This window comes from Bradyrhizobium sp. SHOUNA76 (assembly GCF_023006445.1).
GTDB lineage: Bacteria > Pseudomonadota > Alphaproteobacteria > Rhizobiales > Xanthobacteraceae > Bradyrhizobium.
Genome location: NZ_JALBHA010000057.1, coordinates 1 through 21,808, shown reverse-complemented (window position 1 = coordinate 21,808; position 21,808 = coordinate 1). Strand labels below are relative to the sequence as shown.

Below are 21,808 nucleotides of genomic sequence, written 5' to 3'. Positions count from 1 at the left end.
GACCGCCGCGAGGCTGAGCGGGCCCGCCGGAGAAGCCGCCTCCGGCTCGCGCCGGCCTGTCAGGACGCTGCCCCAGAGCCAGTCGGCGAAGACGCCCAGTCCCTTCGGCCAGACCAGCATGATGATCACCACGGCGGCGCCGAAGGCGGCCATGTAGTAGGTCTGCAGATCGCGCAGCGCCTCGGGCAGGATCGTCACGACGATGGCGCCGAGCATCGTGCCGGGAATTGAACCGAGGCCGCCAATAACGACCATCAGCATCATCTTCACGCTCTCGGCGATGGTGAAGTTGGTGGGCGCGACGAAGCCGACCAGCAGCACGTAGAGGCCGCCGGAAAGCGACGCCCACAGGCTGCAGATCACGAAGGCGATCGTCTTGACCCGGACGGAGTTCACGCCCATCGCCTCCGCGGCCATCTCGTCGTCGCGCACGGCGCGCAACTCGCGGCCGAGCGCAGAGCGATGAAAGAGGATCATCAGCAGGTAGCTGGCAAGCATCAGGCCGGCGAGCGGCAAGTACAGCTGCTGCGTGATCGACTCGCCGAGCCCCGGAATCCGCAGCGTCGGGATGTTGCGCAACCCCATCGGGCCGCCGGTCAGCGCCTCTTCGTTGACCGCGACGATGCGGAAAATCTCGTTCAGGGCGAGGGTGACGATGGCGAGGTAGTGGCCTTTGATGCGGGTCGAGATCAGCCCGAGCATGGCGCCGACCGTTCCGGTCAGCGCCATCGCCAGCGGCAGGGCGAGCCACCATGGCAGAGACAGGCGCATCATCAGCAGCGCCGTCGCGTAGGCTCCGATCCCGACGAGGGCGGCTTGTCCGAGCACGATCTGCCCGGCGACTCCGGTCGCGACCGAGAGCCCCAGCGCGGCAATGGCGAAGATCCACGCCAGGTTCAGCACATGGAGATAATAAGTATTCATGCCTATCGCGATGGGCGCAACAATCGCGGCTGCAATCAGCAGCCAGGCAGTCAGACGCAGGAAAGAAGACATCGCGAGCACCTCAGGCGCGGTCTGCGTTGCGCTCGGGGATGAGCCCTTCGGGGCGCACCACGAGGAAGACGAGCAGCAGCGTGAAGGCGATCGCGTCCTTGTAGGTGGACGAGATGGTGAAGGCGCCGACATTCTCGATGACGCCGAGCAGAACGCCGCCGACGATCGCGCCCGGGACGCTGCCGAAGCCGCCGATGATCATCGCGACGAAGCCCTTGAGGCCGACGAGCGTGCCCATCTCCGTGGTGACGTAGAAAAGCGGTGCCAGCAGGATACCTGCGAGCGCCGCCAATACGGCGGAAAAGGCGAAGGTCCCGGCCAGCACTGCATTGACCGGGACGCCCATCAAGGCTGCAGTCTCGCGGTCCAGCGCCGTGGCGCGCATGATCTTGCCGATCATGCTGTAGCGCAGGACGAAGTACTGAGCCGCGGTGACGACGACAACCACGACCATGATCAGAAGCTGCTGCACGGACAGGCGGAATGCGCCGAAATCGAGCATGTCATCACCGAACGGGCTGACATAAAGCAATGGCTCGGGCCCGTAGAGGATGCGCGCCATCTCCTTCAGGAAAATGCCGAAGCCGACGGTCGCAATGATCGCCACGAGCGCGCGCTGGCGCTGCAGGCGGGCGAAGACGAGGCGCGAGAACAGGGCGCCGAGCGCCGCCATCGCAATCGCCGTCAGGAGCAGCGACAACCAGAACGGCAGGCCCAAGCTCATCGTGAAGGTGGCGACAAAGACATAGGCCGCGAAGGTCAGGAACTCGCCAGCAGCGAAATTCACGATCGCCATCGTGTTCCAGACATAGGCATAACCCAGCGCCACAAGGGCGTAGATGCAGCCCATCGCAAGGCCGCTGGCGACCACTTGACCGAGCATTTCTCCTCCCGCCCCGTCGAGCGGGCGGAAGCCGCCAGTACTCCGGGGGTGCTAGCTATTCTTTGATTTCACCTGGCCGGCCGACGAGCAGACACGGTGAACACTCACTAACATGCTACAGCGTGTTTTGCATTCGCTTATGACGTTGTCAAGCCATCACGCGGACCTGCTGGAAATGCGGAGGCCGGGGTGATAGGCTCCTGCGCGTACGAGGAGCCAACTTGTCCAAAGCATTGAGAAAAAGAAAAACGCCGGTCGTGTCCCAGCGTCTGCTCGCCTATGAGGGATTCCGCGAGAAGATCATAAGCGCACAAATCCGCCCGGGGCAGTTCGTCTCGCAACGTGAGTTGACTGAGCAGCTTGGTCTACCGCTCGGCGCCATTCGTGAGATGATTCCGCGGCTCGAGGCTGCGCGCCTGATTGTGACCGTTCCAAAGCGAGGCCTGCAGGTCGCTCCCGTCGATCTCAAACTCGTGCGCAACGCATTTCAAGTTCGCAGCATGATCGAGTGCGAGGCCGTCCGTCATTTCGCGAGGACGGCCTCCGACCAGGAACTCGATGCGCTCGAGGTCGCCCATCGCGATATTCTGCGGCGCGCTGAAGGTTCGCATGACGAAGAAGCGCTTGACGCTGAGGCGAGAGCAGTGGATTGGGGCATGCACGATCGCATGGTCGACGCCATCGGCAACGAGATCCTGTCCGAAATCTATCGCGTCAACAGCCTGCACGTGCGGTTGATCCGGATCGATGCCGATCGGGTCGTACGTCAACGAGTCTTGCCGGCCATGCAGGAGCATCTTGTCATCCTCGCTGCTCTGAGGAAACGAGACGAGACGGCTGGCATCTCAGCGATGATGGCTCATATCGAGAGTTCAAAGCAGCGCGTGCTCGAAGCCATGCTTCATGGTTGATTCTGCGGCTTTCCACTCCAGCGGAACCGTGGTGTCAGGGCCTCTGTCGAATTAGCTGCAACATCGAGGTGCCGGTTCCGGCCCGACGAAGAGCGAATTCGTCGGGCCGATCGCTGCGCCGGACCTGCCGGCAATGTCAGAGCGGCTTGATCTGCACTTTCCGGAATTTGACGACGCCGGAGCCGTATTGCAGGGCGAAAGGTCCTTCGGCGTGCTGGGAGTCCTGCACGTCGGCAGTCTTCTCGCCGTTGAGCACGACGATCAGATGCGGACCCTGCGCCGTAATCTCGTAGGTGTTCCATTTGCCCGCCGCTTTGGGCATTGAAGCGGGCACCTTGGATACGTCGACGATCGCTCCGGTGGCATAGGTCTGGTCGGGGCGCTTGTCGAAAATGTTGACCTCGTAGCAGACCTTGGCATTGATCACCTTAGGGTCGCCATCGCAGCGGATGAATATGCCGCTGTTGGCCGCCTCGTCGGTCCAGAACTCTACCTTGAGCTGAAAGTTTTTGTAGGCGTTCTTGGTGACGAGGTAAGAGTCGTCCTTGCCCGGTATGCCGGCGGTGAGCTTGTCCGCAGCGAGCGTGCCGTCTTTGAATTCCCAGTTGGCTTTGCCGACCTCGTCCCACTCGCCCATCTTGGTATTGTCGAGCAGCGTGACCCAGCCGCCGTCAGCTTGGCTTGATGCGGGACTGGAATATTGCAAGGCGACAAGGCCAATAGCAACGCCGGCCGCAAGCGCAGTGATGCGTTTCATAATAGTGCTTCCCCCTGTTATCGTTTCTAACAACTTTGTTAATACGCGTTGACATGTTACGCTAGCCTTTGTGCGCCGGTCAATGAGCCTGCCAGGCCGCACGGAACGAACGGAGCCAGGCATCGCTCCGCAGCGGCTCCTCGCCTACGAGGACTTCCGCGATCAGATTGATCAGATTGCCCGGACCATTCGCCTCGCAACGCCAGTCGACCGAACCGCTCAGCTCTCGTTCGGCCGCGAGACGATGCCCGGCTGGGGACAGCGCGCCTGATCGTCAGTGCGACACGAGGCAGAAAGTGCCATCGATGCAGCTATCCGGGGATACGATTGCGGTCACCGCTCGCGGGAATATTGCAGAGTGTTGTCGGATCGCTGATCGCTCCGACGATCCGCCGCTCGCCGTCTTTTCCAGGACGCCCCGCGTTCGTGATGGGATAGGGGCCGCGGCCCTCAAGAGCACAGAATCGTGGACGATCGGAGTTTTGCGGGAAAATCGTGCAAATGGCGGAGAGAGTGGGATTCGAACCCACGGTACGGTTTCCCGCACACACGCTTTCCAAGCGTGCGCCTTAAGCCACTCGGCCATCTCTCCGGAGCGCCTCTCTTGAAGGGGCGCCGATGATTTTGCAAGGGATCGAAGGGGAATCGGGTGAATTTTCCGCAACTTGTTGTATTTGCAAGATAATATCTGTCGTCATACATGTCATGGCCGGCCTGGCGGCTGAACCCGCGGCGGGTTTAGGACGACGATTCACACGAGAACGCCAACACGACCGGGGATGCCATGACGATCCGCAAGACCATCACCGTACTGGGCCTGATATCGGCCCTTGTCCCCGTCTTCGCCGTGCCGGCCCTGGCCCAGGTCTGCACGCGGCAGGGCGTCGATGTGAGCTGCAACGACGGGCGGCGCGGGGTGCTATCCGGCGATGCCATCATCTGGCCGGACGGCACGCGCTCGAGCTCGACACCGCATCCAAGCGTGATCATCGGCAACAAGAGCTCGGTGCATGTCGGGCCCGGCGTGTTCGTCGGCCAGGGCAAGGGGGTGGTGCCAATGGACGATCCCAACGCGCCGAACAAGCGGCAATGCGCGATCCTGGATGGCGTGTCGTATTGCTATTGAACTGCTATTGAAGCTCGTTATTTGCGGCTGGCCGTCATGCCCGGGCTTGTCCCTGCGCGGCCGAAGCCGCTTCGGCCGCGCAGGGGGACAAGCCCGGCCATGACGCAGGATCCTAAATCAACCGCACGCCTGATATCGCCGACCTCAGCCAGCGCAGTGCTTGCGGCGGCTGCGCTGCGAGCGGCGCTTCCACGGCCTTCTCGGTCCGGCATTTTTCCAGCTCTGCGACGAAGTCGGCCGACCATTGCTGGATGGTGTGGCCGCGCAGCTTCTTCATCATCGCATCCCAGCGCATCTTGCGCTCGGTGAGCGGCATTGCGGCCGCCACCGCGATCGCGCGCGCCATGCCGTCGATGTCGTGCGGATTGACCAGCAAGGCGGTATCGAGCTCGTTGGCCGCGCCCGCAAACTTCGACAGCACCAGCACGCCGGGATCGGCGGGATTCTGCGCGGCGACATATTCCTTGGCCACGAGGTTCATGCCGTCATGCAGCGGCGTCACCACGCCGACCTGCGCTGTCCGATAAAGGCCAGCGAGCACGGCCTGGCTGAAACCCTTGTTCAAATAGCGGATCGGGGTCCAGTCCACTTCGCCGTGGCGGCCGTTGACGTCGGTGACGAGACGCGCGACATCGTTCTGGAGATTGCCATAGGCCTCGATCGCGCCGCGCGATGGGTTGGCGATCTGAAGCAGCGAGATGCTGCGCGCAAACTGCGGCTGATCCGTCCAGAGCCGGTCGAATGCGCTGATGCGGTTGACGAGACCTTTCGAATAGTCGAGGCGGTCGACGCCGATCGCGAGCCGCTCGCCGTTGAGGCTGCGCCGCAGCCGCGACACATCCGGATGCGATGCCGATTTCGCGGCATAGGCTGCGAACTTCTCCGCATCGATCCCGATCGGGAATACCTCGCAGCGGGTGCGGCCATGCTGGGAGATCGCAACGCCGTCCTCGATGGTGAGGCCAAGCTCGCCGCCGACATAGCCGAGGAAGTTCTGGCAATCCTCATTGGTCTGGAAGCCGAGCAGATCGTAGGCCAGCATCGCCGTGATCAGCTCACGATGATTGGGCACGCCTTGCATTACCGCGGCGACGGGCCACGGCGTATGCAGAAAGAAGCCGATCGGATCGTTGACGCCGAGATCACGCAGTTCCGCACCGAGCGCGAGGAAGTGATAATCCTGCACCCAGAACGCGGTCTTGGTTTTTCGGAAGCGCATCAAGGCGCGCGCCATGAAGGCGTTGACCTCGCGATAGCTGACATAATCTTCGCGGGAGACGCGAATCAGATCGCTGCGCGAATGCAGTGCCGGCCACAGCGCCGAATTGGCGAAGCCTTCGTAATAGCCGCCGTAATGCGCCGCCGGCAGATCCAGCGTCGCAATCGCGCCCGTTCCCAGTGCTTCGATCTCGGCGAATGGCTCCTTCTGATGACCATCACGCACCCGGCCCGAAGATCCCACCCAGATCGCGCCCGAATGTTCCACCACCGGCAACAAGGCCGCCGCGAGGCCGCCCGTCATGGGCTCGTTAGGCTTGCCGCGCGCGACGCGATTCGAAACGACGACTAAGTTCACAGGTCGTCCCCTCCTGTTTCATTCCACCCCGTTTAACTGCCGTTCATCAATATGGTTCCTGATCATCGTTTCAACGAATTGAAACCAAAATCGGGCGCGCGCGTTGGAACTGGTTTCGCTTGTGGGAACCGGGAATTTCACTGCAAAGACAGCTTTTGCGGCGATGTTGCGCGGCACTCATTGCGGCCGCATGGGCGCCATCCCCAGAGCTTCATGTCGGCGGCGTGGCGCTGCCTTGGTTTCACCTTGGATCGAGCAGGCGGGCAAGGAACGCGCGGACGTCGCTCGGGGCGTCGAAATGGCCGTTCACGCCCATGGCACGGCGGCCGACCGAGAAGGCAAGCCCGTTCATGTCGGGCATGATCGCGAAGACGGTTTCATCGGTGACGTCGTCGCCGATGAAGATCGGACGCCGCCCCTTGAATGGCTCCCGCTTCATCAGTTCACGCACGCCGGTCGCCTTGGTGAATCCGGAATGCTTGATTTCGCAGACGAACTTGCCGGGCAGCACCTCGATGGGCGCATTGGGCAGGTCGGCGCGGATCACCGAGACGGATTCATAGATCGCTTTCTCCGCATGCGGCGCGAGGCGGTAATGCAGAGCGAGCGAATAACCCTTGTCCTCGAGCAGAATGCCCGGGCTGAGCTTGGCGATGGCCGCCAACCGCCGCTTCAACTCCTTGTCCAGCGGCGGCGCGTGCACGGCATCGGCCTCATTGTCGACCGACAGTCGCATCTCGGCACCGTGGCCGGCGACGGCGCGAAACACGTCGGGCGCGAAGATCAGGTCGATGTCGTTGAGCGAGCGGCCGCTGACCAGTGCCAGTGCGCCGGAGGTGCGCTCGGTCAGATGTTTCAACGTTTCCGATAGCCCCGGCGGCACCCACACCTCGCGCGGGGTCGGCATCAGGTCGAGCAGGGTGCCGTCGATGTCGAGCAGAATTGCGGTCTCGTTGAGATGCGGCACGAGCGCATGCGGCACCGGCACCGTTTCGGGCGTGTCGTCGTCGAATACGGTGGGCTGCTGGTCCAACGCCATTTCTGCAAGTTCCGATTTCATCAGTCTACTCCATAAAGGCGAGCGGCCGTGCGATTTGTTCGAGCGATTTGCGCTCCGCCGCAACGGCATAGCGCCACGCCACGATCGCGGCCGCGATCATCAGGGCTGCCCCCAGCAGATAGCCGGCGAACACGCTGGTGCGTGATCCCGTGTCGATCAGCGCGCCGAACAGCGCCGGCCCGATCACGCCGCCGATACCGGTGCCGACCGCATAGAACACCGCGATCGCCAGCGCGCGAACTTCGAGCGGAAAGGTCTCGCTGACGGTGAGATAGGCCGCGCTCGCGGCGGGCGAAGCAAAGAAGAAGATCACCATCCAGGCGACGGTCTGACCCTGCGCGGTGAGCACGCCGATGGAGAACAGATAGCCCGAGATCGCCAGCAGCAGGCCCGACATACCATAGGTGAACATGATCATGGCGCGGCGGCCGAGCGTATCGAACAGCCGGCCGAGCAGCAGCGGCCCGAGGAAATTGCCGGCAGCAAAGGGGAGCAGGTACCAGCCGACGTTTTCGGCACTGATGCCGTAGAAATCGGTCAGCACCAGCGCGAAGGTGAAGAAGATCGCGTTGTAGAAGAACGCCTGCGCGCTCATCAGAACGAGGCCGACCAGCGCGCGCTGCCGGTACATCGAGAACAGCGTGTGCACGACCTCGCGGATCGGCGTGTGGTCGCGCATCTTCAGCCGGATCTTGGGGAAGCGCCCCTCGTTCGTATGGTCGCGTCCGATCACGGAGCGCTCGATCTCGTCGACGATCGCATGAGCCTGATCGGGGCGACCATGGATCATCAGCCAGCGCGGACTTTCCGGAATCCACATTCGCATCAAGAGCACGACGAGACCGATGCTCGCGCCGATGAGATAAGCCAGACGCCAGCCGAGATCGGGCGCGATCACGGCGGGATCGAGCAGCACGATGGCCGCGACCGCACCCATCGCGGCGCCGATCCAGAAGCTGCCGTTGATGACGAGATCGGTCCAGCCGCGATAGCGCGCCGGCACCAGTTCCTGGATGGTCGAGTTGATCGCGGTGTATTCACCGCCGATGCCGGCACCGGTGAGAAAACGAAACAGCGCGTAGCTCGCCACGTTCCACGACAGAGCGGTCGCGGCCGTCGCCGAGAGGTAGAGCGCCAGCGTGATGAAGAACAGCTTCTTGCGGCCGATGCGGTCGGTGAGCCAGCCGAAGCCGAGCGCGCCGAGCACGGCACCGGCGAGATAGGCGGAATTGGCAATGCCGAGATCGAGGTTGGAGAAATGCAGCGACGAACTCTGCTTCAGCGCGCCCGAGAGCGCGCCGGCAAGCGTCACCTCGAGCCCGTCAAGGATCCAGGTGATGCCGAGCGCGAGCACGACGCGGGTGTGAAAGCCGCTCCAGGGCAGCGCGTCGAGGCGCGAGGGAATGCTGGTCTCGACGATGCGATCGGCGGCGGCCGCCGCGACCACAGGAGCATAGTTCGGCGCTGGGCTTTGCTGCAATGCCATCGGGTTGTTGTGTCTGATCAATGGACGTGCCCCCGGCTCACGTGTTGTGGACGGGGTCGATCCGATCATCGGGGTGCGGCATTCCGCCTGCCACCTGCGACAACGTCTGCGGCGAGACCAGGTTCCCACGGGCACGGCCCTTCCTGCCGCTGGTTTCCGATGGGCCGCAAGGAGTTGACGCATGGCTCATGTCAGAAAGACGACACAATCCCGCAAAACGGCCGCGCGCAAGAAGACCAGCGCGAGGCGCCCCACGACGGCGCGCAAGAGCACCAAGCGCGGCGCGCCGAAGCGCTGGTCGCAGCGCGTGACGAAGCAGAGCGACGCGCTCGACCTCAAGCAAGGCGTGTTCAAGCTGACCAGCGCGAAAAAGATCGCGGCCTCGCTGAAGCGCTCGGCCGAGCACAGTTCACGCCGCAAGACCGGTGCTTATCGCTCGGCGCTGTCGATGCTGACCTTCTACATCAACCGCGCCGGCAAGACGCTGCCGAAGACACAACGCGCGCGGCTGGAGAGGGCGAAGGTGGAGCTGAAGCGGGAGTTTGGAAGGGAGTGAGGCCAGGTGGCGCCGCTGTCGTCCCCGACAAGCGAAGCGCAGATCGGGCCCCCCGCGCGAGCGCTTGCGCTCGTCGCGATAGCCACCGGGAGAAGTTTGGCGACGACTCGGAGTTGCCGGCTTGCTCCATAACCGCTCCCTGTGGTTATGGGTCCCGGGTTCGCTTCGCGCCCCGGGACGACAGCAGAGGGTGGCGCAGCGACCTTACGCCGCCCGGATATTCCCCATGAAGCGGTCGAGCTCGGCGCGCAGGCGGGTGCTTTCGGACGACAGCGTCCTGGCCGAATGCAGCACCTCCTCCGAGGCCGAGCCGGTCTCGGCGGCGCCGCGGTTGACCTCGCCGATATCGGTGGCCGCGGTCTGGGTGCCCTGCGCGACGGTCTGGACGCTGCGCGCGATTTCCTGGGTTGCCGCGCCCTGCTGCTCGACGGCGCTCGCGATCGAGGTCGAGATCGACGAGATCTGGCCGATGGTGGCGCCGATCTCCTTGATCGCTGCAACCGATTCGGCCGTGGCGCCCTGCATGCCCGTGATGTGCGAGGAGATCTCGTCGGTGGCCTTCGCGGTCTGGCTCGCCAGCGACTTCACTTCGCTCGCAACCACGGCAAAGCCACGCCCGGCTTCGCCGGCGCGAGCCGCCTCGATGGTGGCGTTGAGCGCCAAAAGGTTGGTCTGCTCGGCAATCGCCGTGATCAGCTTGACCACTTCGCCGATCTGCTGGGCCGCATGCGACAGCTTGCCGATGCGACCGTCGGTCTCCCTGGCCTGAACCACGGCGGCTTCCGCGATGCGGCTGGAATCGCGGACCTGGCGGCCGATCTCCTCGACCGAGGCCGAGAGCTCTTCCGTCGCGGTGGCGACAGACTGCATGTTGGAGGACGCCTGCTCGGAAACGCCCGCGACCTGGCTCGACAGGCTCTGCGTGGTCTCGGCGGTGCGGGTCAGCGTGGAAGCCGCCGATTCCAGCTGCACGGCGGAGGCCGAGACGTTGGAGACGATGGCGCCGACCGCACTCTCGAAATCATCGGCAAATCGGATCAGCTCGGAACGCCGGCTTGCAGCCTGCTCCCGATTCTGGACTTCGCTGGCGGCGGCATCGCGCTCGGCCTTTGCAACGGCCTGAACCTTGAACTCCTCGACCGCGCCGGCCATCTCGCCGATCTCGTCCTTGCGGCCGAGACCCGGCAGCACCACGTCGAAATTACCCGAGGCCAGCTCGCGCATCGCTTTGCACATCGCGATCATCGGGCGCGAGATGCCGTTGCCGAGCATCAGGGCGAGCACGGCGCCGATGGCGAGGCCGCCGAGCGCCAACATCACCATCAGCCGCTCGGTATCCACGATCGTCGCATTGGCGCTGGCTTCGATGCGCTGCTGATCGGCAGTCAGGTCCGACCGCAGCTCGCCCGAGAGCTTGAGGATGCCTGCCGCCGTCTTGGTCATATCGCCGTTCAGCTTGACGATGATCTTCACATTCTCAGACAGCTTGGTGAAGGAGGTGCGGTACTGCTTCAGCAGGTTGCCGATCTCGGTCACGCGGTCGGTGATCTTCTGGTCGTTCGCATAGATCGAGACCAGCAGGGTCTCCAGGAATTTGACTCGCGCGATCACGCCATCGGCGGTCTTCGGCTCCGGCTTGGCTACGAAGGCGCTGACCGAGGTGGAGACCGCCAGATATTGCGAGGTGATGTCCTTGGCCGTGGTCTGGACCGAAGCCAGCCCGGCCAGCGCGGCAGTATCGGCGAGGTCGTCGAACTTGAAGCGGATCTTGTTGCCGACGCTGTTGAGCTCATCGGCCGCGATCTTGTTGTTTTCGCGCGTCAGGGTGATGATTTCGCCGAACACCTTCGTAAAGCGCTGGAACTCGGCCTCGAGCTTGCCGACCTGCTCACGGCGGGCGGCACCGGTCGTGGCGGCCATCGACTTTGCGATCGCGCTCCTCAGATTCTCTTCAGCCGCCTTGGCCGCGGTCTCGTCATCGGCCGCACCCGTCAGGGTATAGGCCCGCGCCAACCCCTGATAGGCGATCAGCTCGCGATCGACGGTCCGGGCGAGGTCGGCTTCCGACACGCTGGTTCGGTAGGAGGCGACGGCGCCCTGGATCCGCTCGAAGCCGAAATAGGCGAAAGCCATACTGACGGCGAGGATGGCTAGCACTGCCACGAAGCCGAGGATGATTTTTGCACGAAAACGCAACGTTGGCAGCTTCGATTGGCGCGACTTCGACGTGACCGACATTCCCCCCACCCCATTCCATTCGCGGAAAACCAGGCGCAGCCCGGAAGCAGCCCGCTTCCTAACTCGTCCGGCACGGTAATTGGCAAAGGATAAGCTGTGGTAAATTTGCGACGCCGCAACTGGCGGTTATATGACGCGTGGGAATTTGTTAAGGGCGCGCTTTCGCGCCCGTCCAAATTGAGCAAGCCTCAATCTCCGCTGTCGTCCCCGACAAGCGAAGCGCAGATCGGGCCCCCCGCGCGAGCGCTTGCGCTCGTCGCGATAGCCACCGGGAGAAGTTTGGCGACGACTCGGAGTTGCCGGCTTGCTCCATAACCGCTCCCTGTGGTTATGGGTCCCGGGTTCGCTTCGCGCCCCGGGACGACAGCAGAGGGTGGCGCAGCGACCTTACGCCGCCCGGATATTCCCCATGAAGCGGTCGAGCTCGGCGCGCAGGCGGGTGCTTTCGGACGACAGCGTCCTGGCCGAATGCAGCACCTCCTCCGAGGCCGAGCCGGTCTCGGCGGCGCCGCGGTTGACCTCGCCGATATCGGTGGCCGCGGTCTGGGTGCCCTGCGCGACGGTCTGGACGCTGCGCGCGATTTCCTGGGTTGCCGCGCCCTGCTGCTCGACGGCGCTCGCGATCGAGGTCGAGATCGACGAGATCTGGCCGATGGTGGCGCCGATCTCCTTGATCGCTGCAACCGATTCGGCCGTGGCGCCCTGCATGCCCGTGATGTGCGAGGAGATCTCGTCGGTGGCCTTCGCGGTCTGGCTCGCCAGCGACTTCACTTCGCTCGCAACCACGGCAAAGCCACGCCCGGCTTCGCCGGCGCGAGCCGCCTCGATGGTGGCGTTGAGCGCCAAAAGGTTGGTCTGCTCGGCAATCGCCGTGATCAGCTTGACCACTTCGCCGATCTGCTGGGCCGCATGCGACAGCTTGCCGATGCGACCGTCGGTCTCCCTGGCCTGAACCACGGCGGCTTCCGCGATGCGGCTGGAATCGCGGACCTGGCGGCCGATCTCCTCGACCGAGGCCGAGAGCTCTTCCGTCGCGGTGGCGACAGACTGCATGTTGGAGGACGCCTGCTCGGAAACGCCCGCGACCTGGCTCGACAGGCTCTGCGTGGTCTCGGCGGTGCGGGTCAGCGTGGAAGCCGCCGATTCCAGCTGCACGGCGGAGGCCGAGACGTTGGAGACGATGGCGCCGACCGCACTCTCGAAATCATCGGCAAATCGGATCAGCTCGGAACGCCGGCTTGCAGCCTGCTCCCGATTCTGGACTTCGCTGGCGGCGGCATCGCGCTCGGCCTTTGCAACGGCCTGAACCTTGAACTCCTCGACCGCGCCGGCCATCTCGCCGATCTCGTCCTTGCGGCCGAGACCCGGCAGCACCACGTCGAAATTGCCCGAGGCCAGCTCGCGCATCGCCTTGCACATCGCGATCATCGGACGCGAGATGCCGGTGCCGAGTAGGAAGGCGAGAACCGCACCAAGCAGCGTACCGCCAATGGCGAGGATCAGAACCAGGTGCTCGGTCCGCCCGATGGTCGCTTCCGACTCCGACTCCAGCCGTTGCTGTTCGGCGACAAGGTCCGCCTTCATGGCGGTCGCTCCTTGCAGGATCGCGCCGGCCGAGCCGCTCATCGCGGTGACGAGGTCGTCGACCAACTTGGCTTGCGCAATCAGCTTCTCCAGCGCTTCGCGATAGGCTGTAAGAAACGCCTTGGCCTCCTTCAGGCCGGCGACGATCTTGTCGTCCATGGAATAGACCGCGCCGAGCGAGTTCTCGACGAACTTCAGTCGCGCCATCGCACTTGCGCCAACGGCCTGGTCGGAGTTGAGGATGAAATTGCTCGCGGCCGCACTCGCGGTCTGGAATTGGGCGTTGACTTGCTTGGTGCCGAATTCGATCGCCTGCGCCTCGGAGTCCGAGGCGTTGTTGCCGACGTCGTCCAGCTTGTATTTCAGGAGGTTGGCGTTGCGCTGAAGCTGATTCTGGACCAGAAGCGCGCTGTCGCGCTTGGCCTGCAGGATCTTGGCGAAGGTCGCGGAGAAGTTGGAAAATTCCTTGGCGAGCTTGTTGAGGCTCTCCAGCCGCGCCGGCTGCTTGGCATTCTTGATCGCCTGATCGATGGCATTCCTCAGGCTGGCCTCGGCGTCCAGCGCCGCCTTGGCGTCGTCGTCCTTCCCGGTCACCACGAAGTAACGGGCGGCCGAGCGATAGCCGAGCAGTTCGCGATCGATGTTGCGGGCAAGATCGGCCTCCGAGACGCTGCTCCGGTAGGATCCGACGCCTTCCGAAACGCGCTCGAAGCCGAAATAGGAGAAGGCCATGCTGCCGGCGGAGATCGCCAGCACGACGGCAAAGCCGAGGATGATCTTGGCGCGGAACCTGAGCGTGGGAAATATTGTGCGCTTTGACGGCGACGCGATACGCCCGGACATTCCCACCCCCATTATTTATTCCAAACAGCCGCGATCCGAAGGCGCCCCGCCTCCCCGACCGGATGCGCAAAACTAAGGCAGAAACGTCAAGGGGCGGTAAATTCGTCCTATCTCAGCGCGCGCCGGCTTCTTGGCCAAAGGCCCACCGAATGGGGCACCGGCTGGCATCCCACGCAAGCAGTGCACCTTAATAATGAGAATATGCTGGGGATCGCCCTCGCCCCCGCCTCAGCCGCCGAGCCGCGGACGCCGACTCGCAGAGCCATTGTGTCCCCGGCAGGATCAATGACTTTTCCATGACGTGGGCGACCAAAATCCTAGTTGCAAAGTTCCGGGTCGCTGTCTCTAATTAGAAGCAATCAAAATCAATCCCGGGAGGACCACACCGTGTCTACAGTCAAACTGACAGTGAACGGCAAGGCCGTTGCTGTCGACGTCGAGGACCGCACGCTGCTGGTCCACGTTTTGCGCGATCACCTCAACCTCACGGGGACCCATGTCGGCTGCGACACCAGCCAGTGCGGCGCCTGTGTCGTGCATATGGACGGAAGGGCGGTGAAATCCTGCACCATGCTGGCAGGGCAGGCCGACGGCGCCAGCGTCACCACCATCGAGGGCATCGCCAAGGGAGACGAACTGCACCCGATGCAGGCCGCTTTCCGCGACAATCATGGCCTTCAATGCGGCTACTGCACGCCGGGCATGATCATGTCGGCGATCGACATCGTGCATCGTCATGGCGGCCAGCTCGACGAGGCCACCGTCCGCAGCGAGCTGGAAGGCAATATCTGCCGCTGCACCGGTTACCATAACATCGTCAAAGCCGTGCTGGACGCAGCCGGACGCATGAAGGTCTCGCAGGCGGCCGAATAAAGCGGCGCGCCTCGAACGAACAAAATCACCGCTGCCGCTCTCGAAGGAAGGCGCAGCCATAAAATTTCCGGTCGGGAGGACCAGCCATGGGTGTTGAAGGCATCGGCGCGCGGGTCGTGCGCAAGGAAGACAAGCGTTTCATTACCGGCAAGGGCCGCTACGTCGACGACATCAAACTGCTGGGCATGACCCATGCCCATTTCGTCCGCAGCCCGCACGCCCACGCGATGGTGAAGGGGATCGATTCCTCCGCCGCGCTGAAGATGCCGGGCGTGGTCGCCGTGCTCACGGGCCAACAGATCGTCGACGACAAGGTCGGCAACCTCATTTGCGGCTGGGCCATCACCTCCAAGGACGGCAGCCCGATGAAGATGGGCGCATGGCCGGCAATGGCGCCGGAAACGGTGCGCTTCGTCGGTCAGGCCGTCGCGGTCGTGATCGCCGACAGCAAGAATCTGGCGCGCGATGCGGCGGAAGCCGTCGTCGTCAGTTACGAGGAACTTCCCGCGGTCGCCGACATCCACGCCGCGATCAAATCAGGCGCGCCGCAGCTTCATCCCGAGGCTCCCGGCAACCAGGTCTATGACTGGGTGATCGGCGATGAGGGCGCCGCCGATGCTGCCTTCGCCAAGGCCGCCAACGTCGTCAAGCTCGACGTCACCAACAACCGCCTCGCCCCCAACGCGATGGAGCCGCGCGCGGCGATCGCCGATTACGACGCTGCGGAAGAGCATTTCACGCTCTATACGACCTCGCAGAACCCGCACGTCGCCCGCCTCGTGCTGTCGGCGTTCTACAACATCGCCCCCGAGCACAAGCTGCGCGTCATCGCGCCCGACGTCGGTGGCGGCTTCGGCTCCAAGATCTTCATCTATCCCGAAGAGATGGTGGCGCTGTGGGCCTCCAAGAAGATCGGCCGTCCCGTGAAATGGACTGGCGACCGCACCGAGGCCTTCCTCACCGACGCGCATGGCCGCGACCATGTAACCCATGCCGAGATGGCGTTCGACGCCAGCAACAAGATCACCGGCCTCAAGGTGAAGACCTACGCCAATTTCGGCGCCTACATGTCGCTGTTCTCGTCGTCGGTGCCGACCTATCTCTATGCGACGCTGCTGTCGGGCCAGTACAACATCCCGGCGATCCATGCCGAGGTGGTCGGGGTCTACACCAACACCACGCCGGTCGACGCCTATCGCGGCGCGGGCCGCCCTGAGGCGAGCTATCTGATCGAACGTTTGATGGAGACGGCCGCACGGCAGCTCAAGGTCGATCCGGCCCAGCTGCGCCGGACCAACTTCATCACCCAGTTCCCGCATCAGACGCCCGTCATCATGGCTTACGACACCGGCGACTTCAACGCCTCGCTCGACGCGGCGATGAAGGCGATCGACTATGCCGGCTTCCCCGCCCGCAAGGCCAAGGCGAAAGCCGACGGCAAGCTGCGCGGCATCGGCGTGTCCTGCTACATCGAGGCCTGCGGCATCGCGCCGTCGAAGGCGGTCGGCAGCCTGGGTGCCGGCGTGGGCCTGTGGGAATCGGCCGAGGTGCGCGTCAACCCGGTCGGAACCATCGAGATCCTCACGGGCTCGCACAGTCACGGTCAGGGTCACGAGACCACATTCTGCCAGCTGGTCGCGGAGCGCCTCGGCGTTCCCATCAGCCAGGTCTCGATCGTCCATGGCGACACCGACAAGGTGCAGTTCGGCATGGGCACCTACGGCTCGCGCTCGGCGGCCGTCGGCCTCACCGCGATCCTGAAGGCGATGGAGAAGATGGAATCCAAGGCCAAGAAGATTGCGGCGCATGCGCTGGAAGCTTCCGAGGCCGACATCGTCATCGAGAACGGTGAGTTCAAGGTCACCGGTACCGACAAGGCGATTGCCCTGCCGATGGTCGCGCTCGCGGCCTATACCGCGCATAATCTGCCTGACGGGATGGAGCCGGGTCTGAAGGAAAGCGCCTTCTACGATCCGACCAACTTCACCTTCCCGGCCGGCACCTATATCTGCGAGCTCGAGGTCGATCCCGGCACCGGCAAGACCTCCTTCGTCAACTTCGTCGCGGCCGACGATTTCGGCCGGCTGATCAACCCGATGATCGTCGAGGGCCAGGTCCATGGCGGCCTTGTTCAAGGCATCGGGCAGGCGCTGCTCGAGCATGCGATCTACGATGCCAGCGGCCAGCCGGTCACGGCCTCGTTCATGGACTACGCGATGCCGCGCGCCGACGATGTGCCCTCCTTCAACCTCTCCCACACCACGACGCTGTGCCCGGGCAATCCCTTGGGCATCAAGGGTTGCGGTGAGGCTGGCGCGATCGGCGCCTCTGCAGCCGTGATCAACGCGATCACGGATGCGATCGGCAAGAACAATCTGGAAATGCCCGCAACCCCCGACCGGGTGTGGCGCACGATCCACGCGGCTTGAGAGGGAGCAACGAAGATGTACCAGACCAAATATCATCGCGCTTCCTCGGTCGACGAAGCCGTCAGCCTGTTCGGCAAGAGCAGCGAGGCGAAGTTTCTGGCCGGCGGCCAGACGCTGCTGCCGGTGATGAAGCAGCGGCTCGCCAGCCCGTCGGACGTCATCGACCTCGGCAAGATCAAGGAGCTGCAGGGCGTCGAATTGTCGGGCGATACGCTGACCATCAAGGCCGCCACGACCTATTACGACATCATGACGAATGCCGATGTGAAGAAGGCGATTCCCGCGATCGCTCATCTCACCTCGGTGCTCGGCGACCCTGCCGTGCGCTATCGCGGCACGATCGGCGGCTCGATCGCCAACAACGATCCCGCCGCGGATTTCCCCGCTGCGTTGCTCGCACTCGGCGCCACCGTGAAGACCAACAAGCGGTCGATCTCGGCCGAGGACTTCTTCCAGGGCCTGTTCACCACGGCGCTCGAAGACGGCGAGATCATCACGGCCGTGTCGTTCCCGGTGCCGGCGAAGGCAGGCTATGAGAAGATGCGTCACCCCGCCTCGCGTTTCGCCCTGACCGGCGTGTTCGTGGCGCAGACCAAATCGGGTGAGGTTCGGGTGGCCGCCACAGGGGCCTCGCAGAGCGGCGTGATGCGGGTGCCCGCGATCGAAGCCGCGCTGAAGGCCAACTGGTCGCCATCGGCGATCGACAGCGTCAGCATTTCGGCGAACGGCTTGCTGGCCGACATCCACGGCACGGCGGAATATCGCGCCAACCTCGTCAAGGTGATGGCGCAGCGCGCGGTGACTGCTGCGGGCTGACAAGACCGCTCCAGCGCCTCAACACAAATTTTCCGCGGCGCGCACTTCGGTGCGCGCCGTTTTATTTTGGCCCTGCGGCATGAAAACCGCTTGCCTCGCTAGCGTGAAGGCGAGAAAAGTTAATCAGTCAATTAACTCGCCCCAAAGAGCAATGTCAGAGGTGATTGCCGCGCCACCGGCACCCGCCCCGCGACCCGAGGAAACAACAACGTGCTCGACAAACCAGCCCAAGAAAAATCAGACGGCTCCACCGTCCGCAGCTTCGGCCCGCTCTCGGGCTTCCGCATCGTCGAATTCGCCGGCATCGGCCCGGGCCCGTTCGCCTGCATGATGCTGGCCGACATGGGCGCCGACGTCGTCACGCTCGACCGCGTCGGCGCGAAGAAGAACATGAAGTCGGTGGCGGGCCGCGGCCGCAAGGTGATCGAGCTCGACCTCAAGGACAAGGCGGCAATCGCGCAAGCGCTGGACCTGCTCGCGAGCGCCGATGCGCTGGTCGAAGGTTTTCGTCCCGGCGTGATGGAGCGGCTCGGCCTCGGGCCGGACGTCGTGCTCGCGCGCAACCCCAAGCTGGTCTACGGCCGCATGACCGGCTGGGGCCAGGAAGGCCCGCTTGCCAACGCGGCCGGTCACGACATCAACTACATCTCCATCACCGGCGCGCTCGCCGCGATCGGCACGAAGGAAGCACCGGTGCCGCCGCTCAACCTGGTCGGCGATTTCGGCGGCGGCGCACTCTATCTCGTCGTCGGTGTGCTCGCAGCGCTTTTGGAAGCCTCGAAGTCCGGCAAGGGCCAGGTCGTCGACGCCGCGATGTGCGACGGTGCGGCCTCGCTGATGTCGTTCTTCTTCGACATGACCACGATGGGACGCTGGACCGAAGGCCGCAACCAGAACTTCCTCGACGGCGGCGCGCATTTCTATGGCGTCTACGAATGCGCCTGCGGCCATTTCGTCTCGGTCGGCTCGATCGAGCCCCAGTTCTACGCCCTGCTGCGCGAGCACGCGGGCCTGACCGACGCCGACTTCGACGCGCAGATGAACCCCAAGGCCTGGCCGGCGCTGAAAGAGAAGCTGAAGGCCGTGTTCAAGAGCAAGACGCGCGAGGACTGGTGCAAGATCATGGAAGGCACCGACATCTGCTTCGCGCCGGTACTGACCATGTCGGAGGCCACGCAGCATCCGCACATGGTCGCGCGCAACGTTTTCGTCGAACGCCACGGCGTGAAACAGCCCGCACCGGCGCCGCGTTTCTCGCGCACGCCGTCGGCGGTACGTGAGCCGGAAGGTGCGGAGATTGGCGCTTTGACCGCTGCGTGGAAGGCTGCGAAGTAGTCCCACGCGCTAATCCGTAGGGTGGGCAAAGGCGCTGTTGCGCCGTGCCCACGTTCTCCCCGCAATTTGATAAAGGTGGTGGGCACGCTTACGCTTTGCCTACCCTACGGCAGTGTGCTTGACGGCCTACGCCGCATCCACCTTCAACACCCCGCGGCGGATCTGATCCTCCTCGATCGATTCGAACAGGGCCTTGAAATTGCCCTCGCCGAATCCGTCGTCGCCCTTGCGCTGGATGAACTCGAAGAAGATCGGACCGATGGCGTTGGCCGAGAAGATCTGGAGCAGCACCTTGGTCTGGCCGCCCTCGACCACGCCTTCGCCGTCGATCAGGATGCCGTTCCTCTGGAGACGTGCGAGATCCTCGCCATGCTTGGGCAGGCGCGTATCGATCTTCTCGAAATAGGTATTTGGCGGCGCCGGCATGAACGGCAGGCCGGCGTCACGCAGGCCTTCGATGGTGCGGTAGATGTCGCGGCAGCCGCAGGCGATGTGCTGGATGCCCTCGCCGCGATAGGTCTTCAGATATTCCTCGATCTGGCCGGAATCGCCGGCGTCCTCGTTGATCGGAATGCGGATCTTGCCGTCCGGGCTGGTCAGCGCGCGCGAGAACAGGCCGGAGGCGCGGCCCTCGATGTCGAAGAAGCGGATTTGGCGGAAGTTGAACAGCTTTTCATAGAAGCCGGCCCATACATCCATGCGGCCGCGATGGACGTTGTGGGTGAGGTGGTCGAGATAGAATAGGCCGGCGCCGACCGGCCGCGGATCGCGCGCCCCAAGCCACTCGAATTCGGCATCATAGGCCGAGCCCTTGGCGCCGTAGCGATCGACCAGATAGAGCAGGCTGCCGCCGATGCCCTTGATCGCGGGCACGTCGAGCGTCTTCTGTGCGGATGATACGTCCGCCGGCTCCGCACCGAGCGAAATCGCCCGGTCATAAGCCGCCCTCGCATCGACGACGCGGAACGCCATCGAGGGGGCGCAAGGCCCGTGCGCGGCGACGAAGTCGTAGCCGTGGGTGCCTGGCTCCTCGTTGACGAGATAGTTGATGTCGCCCTGGCGATAGACCGTGATTGTCTTGGTCTTGTGGCGCGCAACGGGCGCATAGCCCATCAACTTGAACAGCGCGTGCAACTCGCCCGGGTTGGGATGCGCATATTCGACGAACTCGAACCCGTCGGTGCCCATCGGATTGTCGGCGCTAATAGTGGCCGGCGGTGCATCGTGCGGAAACGGTCCCATGGTGTTCTCCCTGTTGCTGGGAGGAACTATCCTTCATGGGGGCTGCAATGAGCGTGCAAACGGGACGGAATTTGGCTATCATATGCACGATCCGTGCATGAAATGGACAAACGACGCATGATTTCGGTTGACGCCTTCGACCTTAAGATCCTGGGTGCCCTCCAGGACGATGGCCGCCTCACCAACCAGGAACTCGCCGACCTCGCCGGGCTCTCGGCCTCGCAATGCTCGCGCCGGCGCATGCGGTTGGAGGAGGAGAAGGTGATCGCGGGCTATCACGCCGATCTCTCCAGCGAGGCGCTCGGCTTCGGCGTGATCGCCTTCATCCAGGTCGGACTTGCGACTCACTCGCCGGATAATTCGAAGCGGTTTCGCGCGCTCGTTGGCCGCATCGACGAGATCCAGGAGGCCTATTCGCTCACCGGCGACGCCGATTACGTGCTGAAGGCCGTGCTGCGCGATCTCAAGGGCCTCTCCAACCTCGTCAACGACGTGCTGATGCCGCACCAGAGCGTCGCGCATGTGCGCTCCTCGATCGTGCTGGATAGGCTGAAAGAGAGTTCGCGGCTGCCGCTCAAGGAGATCAAGGCCGGCTGAAATCGAGGGAAATGCGGCATTCGCGCAGCCCAGGCGATCTGCGATGATCCGGTCCAATCCGGAGATTCTGCCCATGGCCCTCCAGCTTCGACCGAACTGCGAATATTGCGACCGCGACCTGCCGCCTGATGCGATAGATGCGCGGATCTGCTCATATGAATGCACGTTCTGTGCGGACTGCGTCGATACGAAGCTCTCCAATGTCTGCCCGAATTGCGGCGGCGGCTTTGCCCCGCGCCCGATCCGTCCCACGCAGGAATGGCGGCCGGGCGTCTGCACGACCAGGCAGGTTCCGTCCGACAAGCGGGTGCATTTGAAGTACAGCGTGGAGGATGTAGCTGCGCATTGCGCGCGGATACGCGATGTGCCGCCGGAGAAGCGATAGGTCTCGTAGCAACCATTAAATGGCGGCGGTGTTTTGAGCCGTACGGATCGCCTGCGCCTGCCATGATGACGCCGTGCTCGCGTCCGTCAAGGCGTGGCCTGGCGGCAGATCGGGT

The 21,808-nt window shown here is 63.8% G+C and carries 18 protein-coding genes and 1 tRNA gene; 9 read left to right on the top strand and 10 right to left on the bottom strand.

Annotation, left to right across the window (positions count from 1 at the left end; genetic code table 11):
* Together MOV74_RS10120 and MOV74_RS10115 are read right to left on the bottom strand one after the other, a co-directional pair.
* The coding region (locus tag MOV74_RS10120; RefSeq protein WP_246920959.1) for a branched-chain amino acid ABC transporter permease at positions 1–903 on the bottom strand (903 nt) is incomplete at its 3' end.
* Between the two features lie 103 nt (positions 904–1,006).
* Entirely contained in the window at positions 1,007–1,879 is an 873-nt protein-coding gene (locus MOV74_RS10115; protein ID WP_246920956.1) for a branched-chain amino acid ABC transporter permease, read from the bottom strand.
* A gap of 221 nt (positions 1,880–2,100) precedes the next feature.
* On the opposite strand from MOV74_RS10115, the gene MOV74_RS10110 reads away from it, so the two are divergent.
* Positions 2,101–2,790 (top strand): GntR family transcriptional regulator, encoded by a 690-nt coding sequence (locus MOV74_RS10110; RefSeq protein WP_246920954.1) that lies wholly within the window; start codon positions 2,101–2,103, stop codon positions 2,788–2,790.
* 136 nt (positions 2,791–2,926) lie between these two features.
* On the opposite strand, the gene MOV74_RS10105 is transcribed toward MOV74_RS10110, so the two are convergent.
* A complete protein-coding gene (locus tag MOV74_RS10105; RefSeq protein ID WP_249796510.1) occupies positions 2,927–3,547 on the bottom strand; it encodes a DUF1080 domain-containing protein in 621 nt (206 codons plus the stop codon).
* Between the two features lie 502 nt (positions 3,548–4,049).
* Positions 4,050–4,139: transfer RNA gene (locus tag MOV74_RS10100), tRNA-Ser, on the bottom strand.
* A 192-nt stretch (positions 4,140–4,331) separates the two neighbouring features.
* Here MOV74_RS10100 and MOV74_RS10095 point away from each other — a divergent pair.
* Entirely contained in the window at positions 4,332–4,673 is a 342-nt protein-coding gene (locus tag MOV74_RS10095; protein ID WP_246920952.1) for a hypothetical protein, read from the top strand.
* A gap of 112 nt (positions 4,674–4,785) precedes the next feature.
* Here MOV74_RS10095 and MOV74_RS10090 read toward each other — a convergent pair whose 3' ends face one another.
* From MOV74_RS10090 to MOV74_RS10080, 3 genes are all read right to left on the bottom strand, one after another.
* Complete coding sequence (locus tag MOV74_RS10090; protein WP_246920950.1) at positions 4,786–6,249, bottom strand: trehalose-6-phosphate synthase; 1,464 nt, start codon at positions 6,247–6,249, stop codon at positions 4,786–4,788.
* A 241-nt stretch (positions 6,250–6,490) separates the two neighbouring features.
* Positions 6,491–7,309, bottom strand: a complete 819-nt coding sequence (otsB, locus tag MOV74_RS10085) for a trehalose-phosphatase (protein ID WP_246920964.1) — start codon at positions 7,307–7,309, stop codon at positions 6,491–6,493.
* Between the two features lie 4 nt (positions 7,310–7,313).
* Positions 7,314–8,795: an MFS transporter gene (locus MOV74_RS10080; RefSeq protein WP_246920962.1), complete on the bottom strand. Its 1,482-nt coding sequence runs from the start codon at positions 8,793–8,795 to the stop codon at positions 7,314–7,316.
* A gap of 181 nt (positions 8,796–8,976) precedes the next feature.
* Here MOV74_RS10080 and MOV74_RS10075 point away from each other — a divergent pair, with 181 nt between their 5' ends.
* Positions 8,977–9,351, top strand: a complete 375-nt coding sequence (locus tag MOV74_RS10075) for a DUF3175 domain-containing protein (RefSeq protein WP_246920948.1) — start codon at positions 8,977–8,979, stop codon at positions 9,349–9,351.
* A 204-nt stretch (positions 9,352–9,555) separates the two neighbouring features.
* Here the strand turns inward: MOV74_RS10075 and MOV74_RS10070 are convergent, their stop codons facing one another.
* Complete coding sequence (locus MOV74_RS10070; RefSeq protein WP_246920946.1) at positions 9,556–11,589, bottom strand: methyl-accepting chemotaxis protein; 2,034 nt, start codon at positions 11,587–11,589, stop codon at positions 9,556–9,558.
* Positions 11,590–11,976: 387 nt separating this feature from the next.
* Entirely contained in the window at positions 11,977–14,016 is a 2,040-nt protein-coding gene (locus MOV74_RS10065; protein WP_246920944.1) for a methyl-accepting chemotaxis protein, read from the bottom strand.
* A 387-nt stretch (positions 14,017–14,403) separates the two neighbouring features.
* On the opposite strand from MOV74_RS10065, the gene MOV74_RS10060 reads away from it, so the two are divergent.
* The 4 genes from MOV74_RS10060 (at position 14,404) to MOV74_RS10045 (ending at position 19,469) form a co-directional block, all read left to right on the top strand.
* On the top strand, positions 14,404–14,889 hold the full coding sequence (locus MOV74_RS10060; protein WP_246920942.1) for a (2Fe-2S)-binding protein: 486 nt from the start codon (positions 14,404–14,406) through the stop codon (positions 14,887–14,889).
* 86 nt (positions 14,890–14,975) lie between these two features.
* Positions 14,976–17,318 (top strand): xanthine dehydrogenase family protein molybdopterin-binding subunit, encoded by a 2,343-nt coding sequence (locus tag MOV74_RS10055; RefSeq protein ID WP_246920939.1) that lies wholly within the window; start codon positions 14,976–14,978, stop codon positions 17,316–17,318.
* Positions 17,319–17,333: 15 nt separating this feature from the next.
* Complete coding sequence (locus MOV74_RS10050; protein ID WP_246920937.1) at positions 17,334–18,134, top strand: xanthine dehydrogenase family protein subunit M; 801 nt, start codon at positions 17,334–17,336, stop codon at positions 18,132–18,134.
* 210 nt (positions 18,135–18,344) lie between these two features.
* The gene (locus MOV74_RS10045; RefSeq protein WP_246920935.1) at positions 18,345–19,469 is read left to right on the top strand and encodes a CaiB/BaiF CoA-transferase family protein; all 1,125 of its coding nucleotides are present in this window, start codon (positions 18,345–18,347) and stop codon (positions 19,467–19,469) included.
* Between the two features lie 126 nt (positions 19,470–19,595).
* On the opposite strand, the gene hppD is transcribed toward MOV74_RS10045, so the two are convergent.
* Positions 19,596–20,711, bottom strand: a complete 1,116-nt coding sequence (gene hppD, locus MOV74_RS10040; protein WP_246920933.1) for a 4-hydroxyphenylpyruvate dioxygenase — start codon at positions 20,709–20,711, stop codon at positions 19,596–19,598.
* 117 nt (positions 20,712–20,828) lie between these two features.
* On the opposite strand from hppD, the gene MOV74_RS10035 reads away from it, so the two are divergent.
* Together MOV74_RS10035 and MOV74_RS10030 are read left to right on the top strand one after the other, a co-directional pair.
* The gene (locus tag MOV74_RS10035; RefSeq protein WP_246920931.1) at positions 20,829–21,308 is read left to right on the top strand and encodes an Lrp/AsnC family transcriptional regulator; all 480 of its coding nucleotides are present in this window, start codon (positions 20,829–20,831) and stop codon (positions 21,306–21,308) included.
* 73 nt (positions 21,309–21,381) lie between these two features.
* Positions 21,382–21,693, top strand: a complete 312-nt coding sequence (locus tag MOV74_RS10030; RefSeq protein WP_246920929.1) for a DUF1272 domain-containing protein — start codon at positions 21,382–21,384, stop codon at positions 21,691–21,693.
* Positions 21,694–21,808 lie beyond the last annotated feature (115 nt).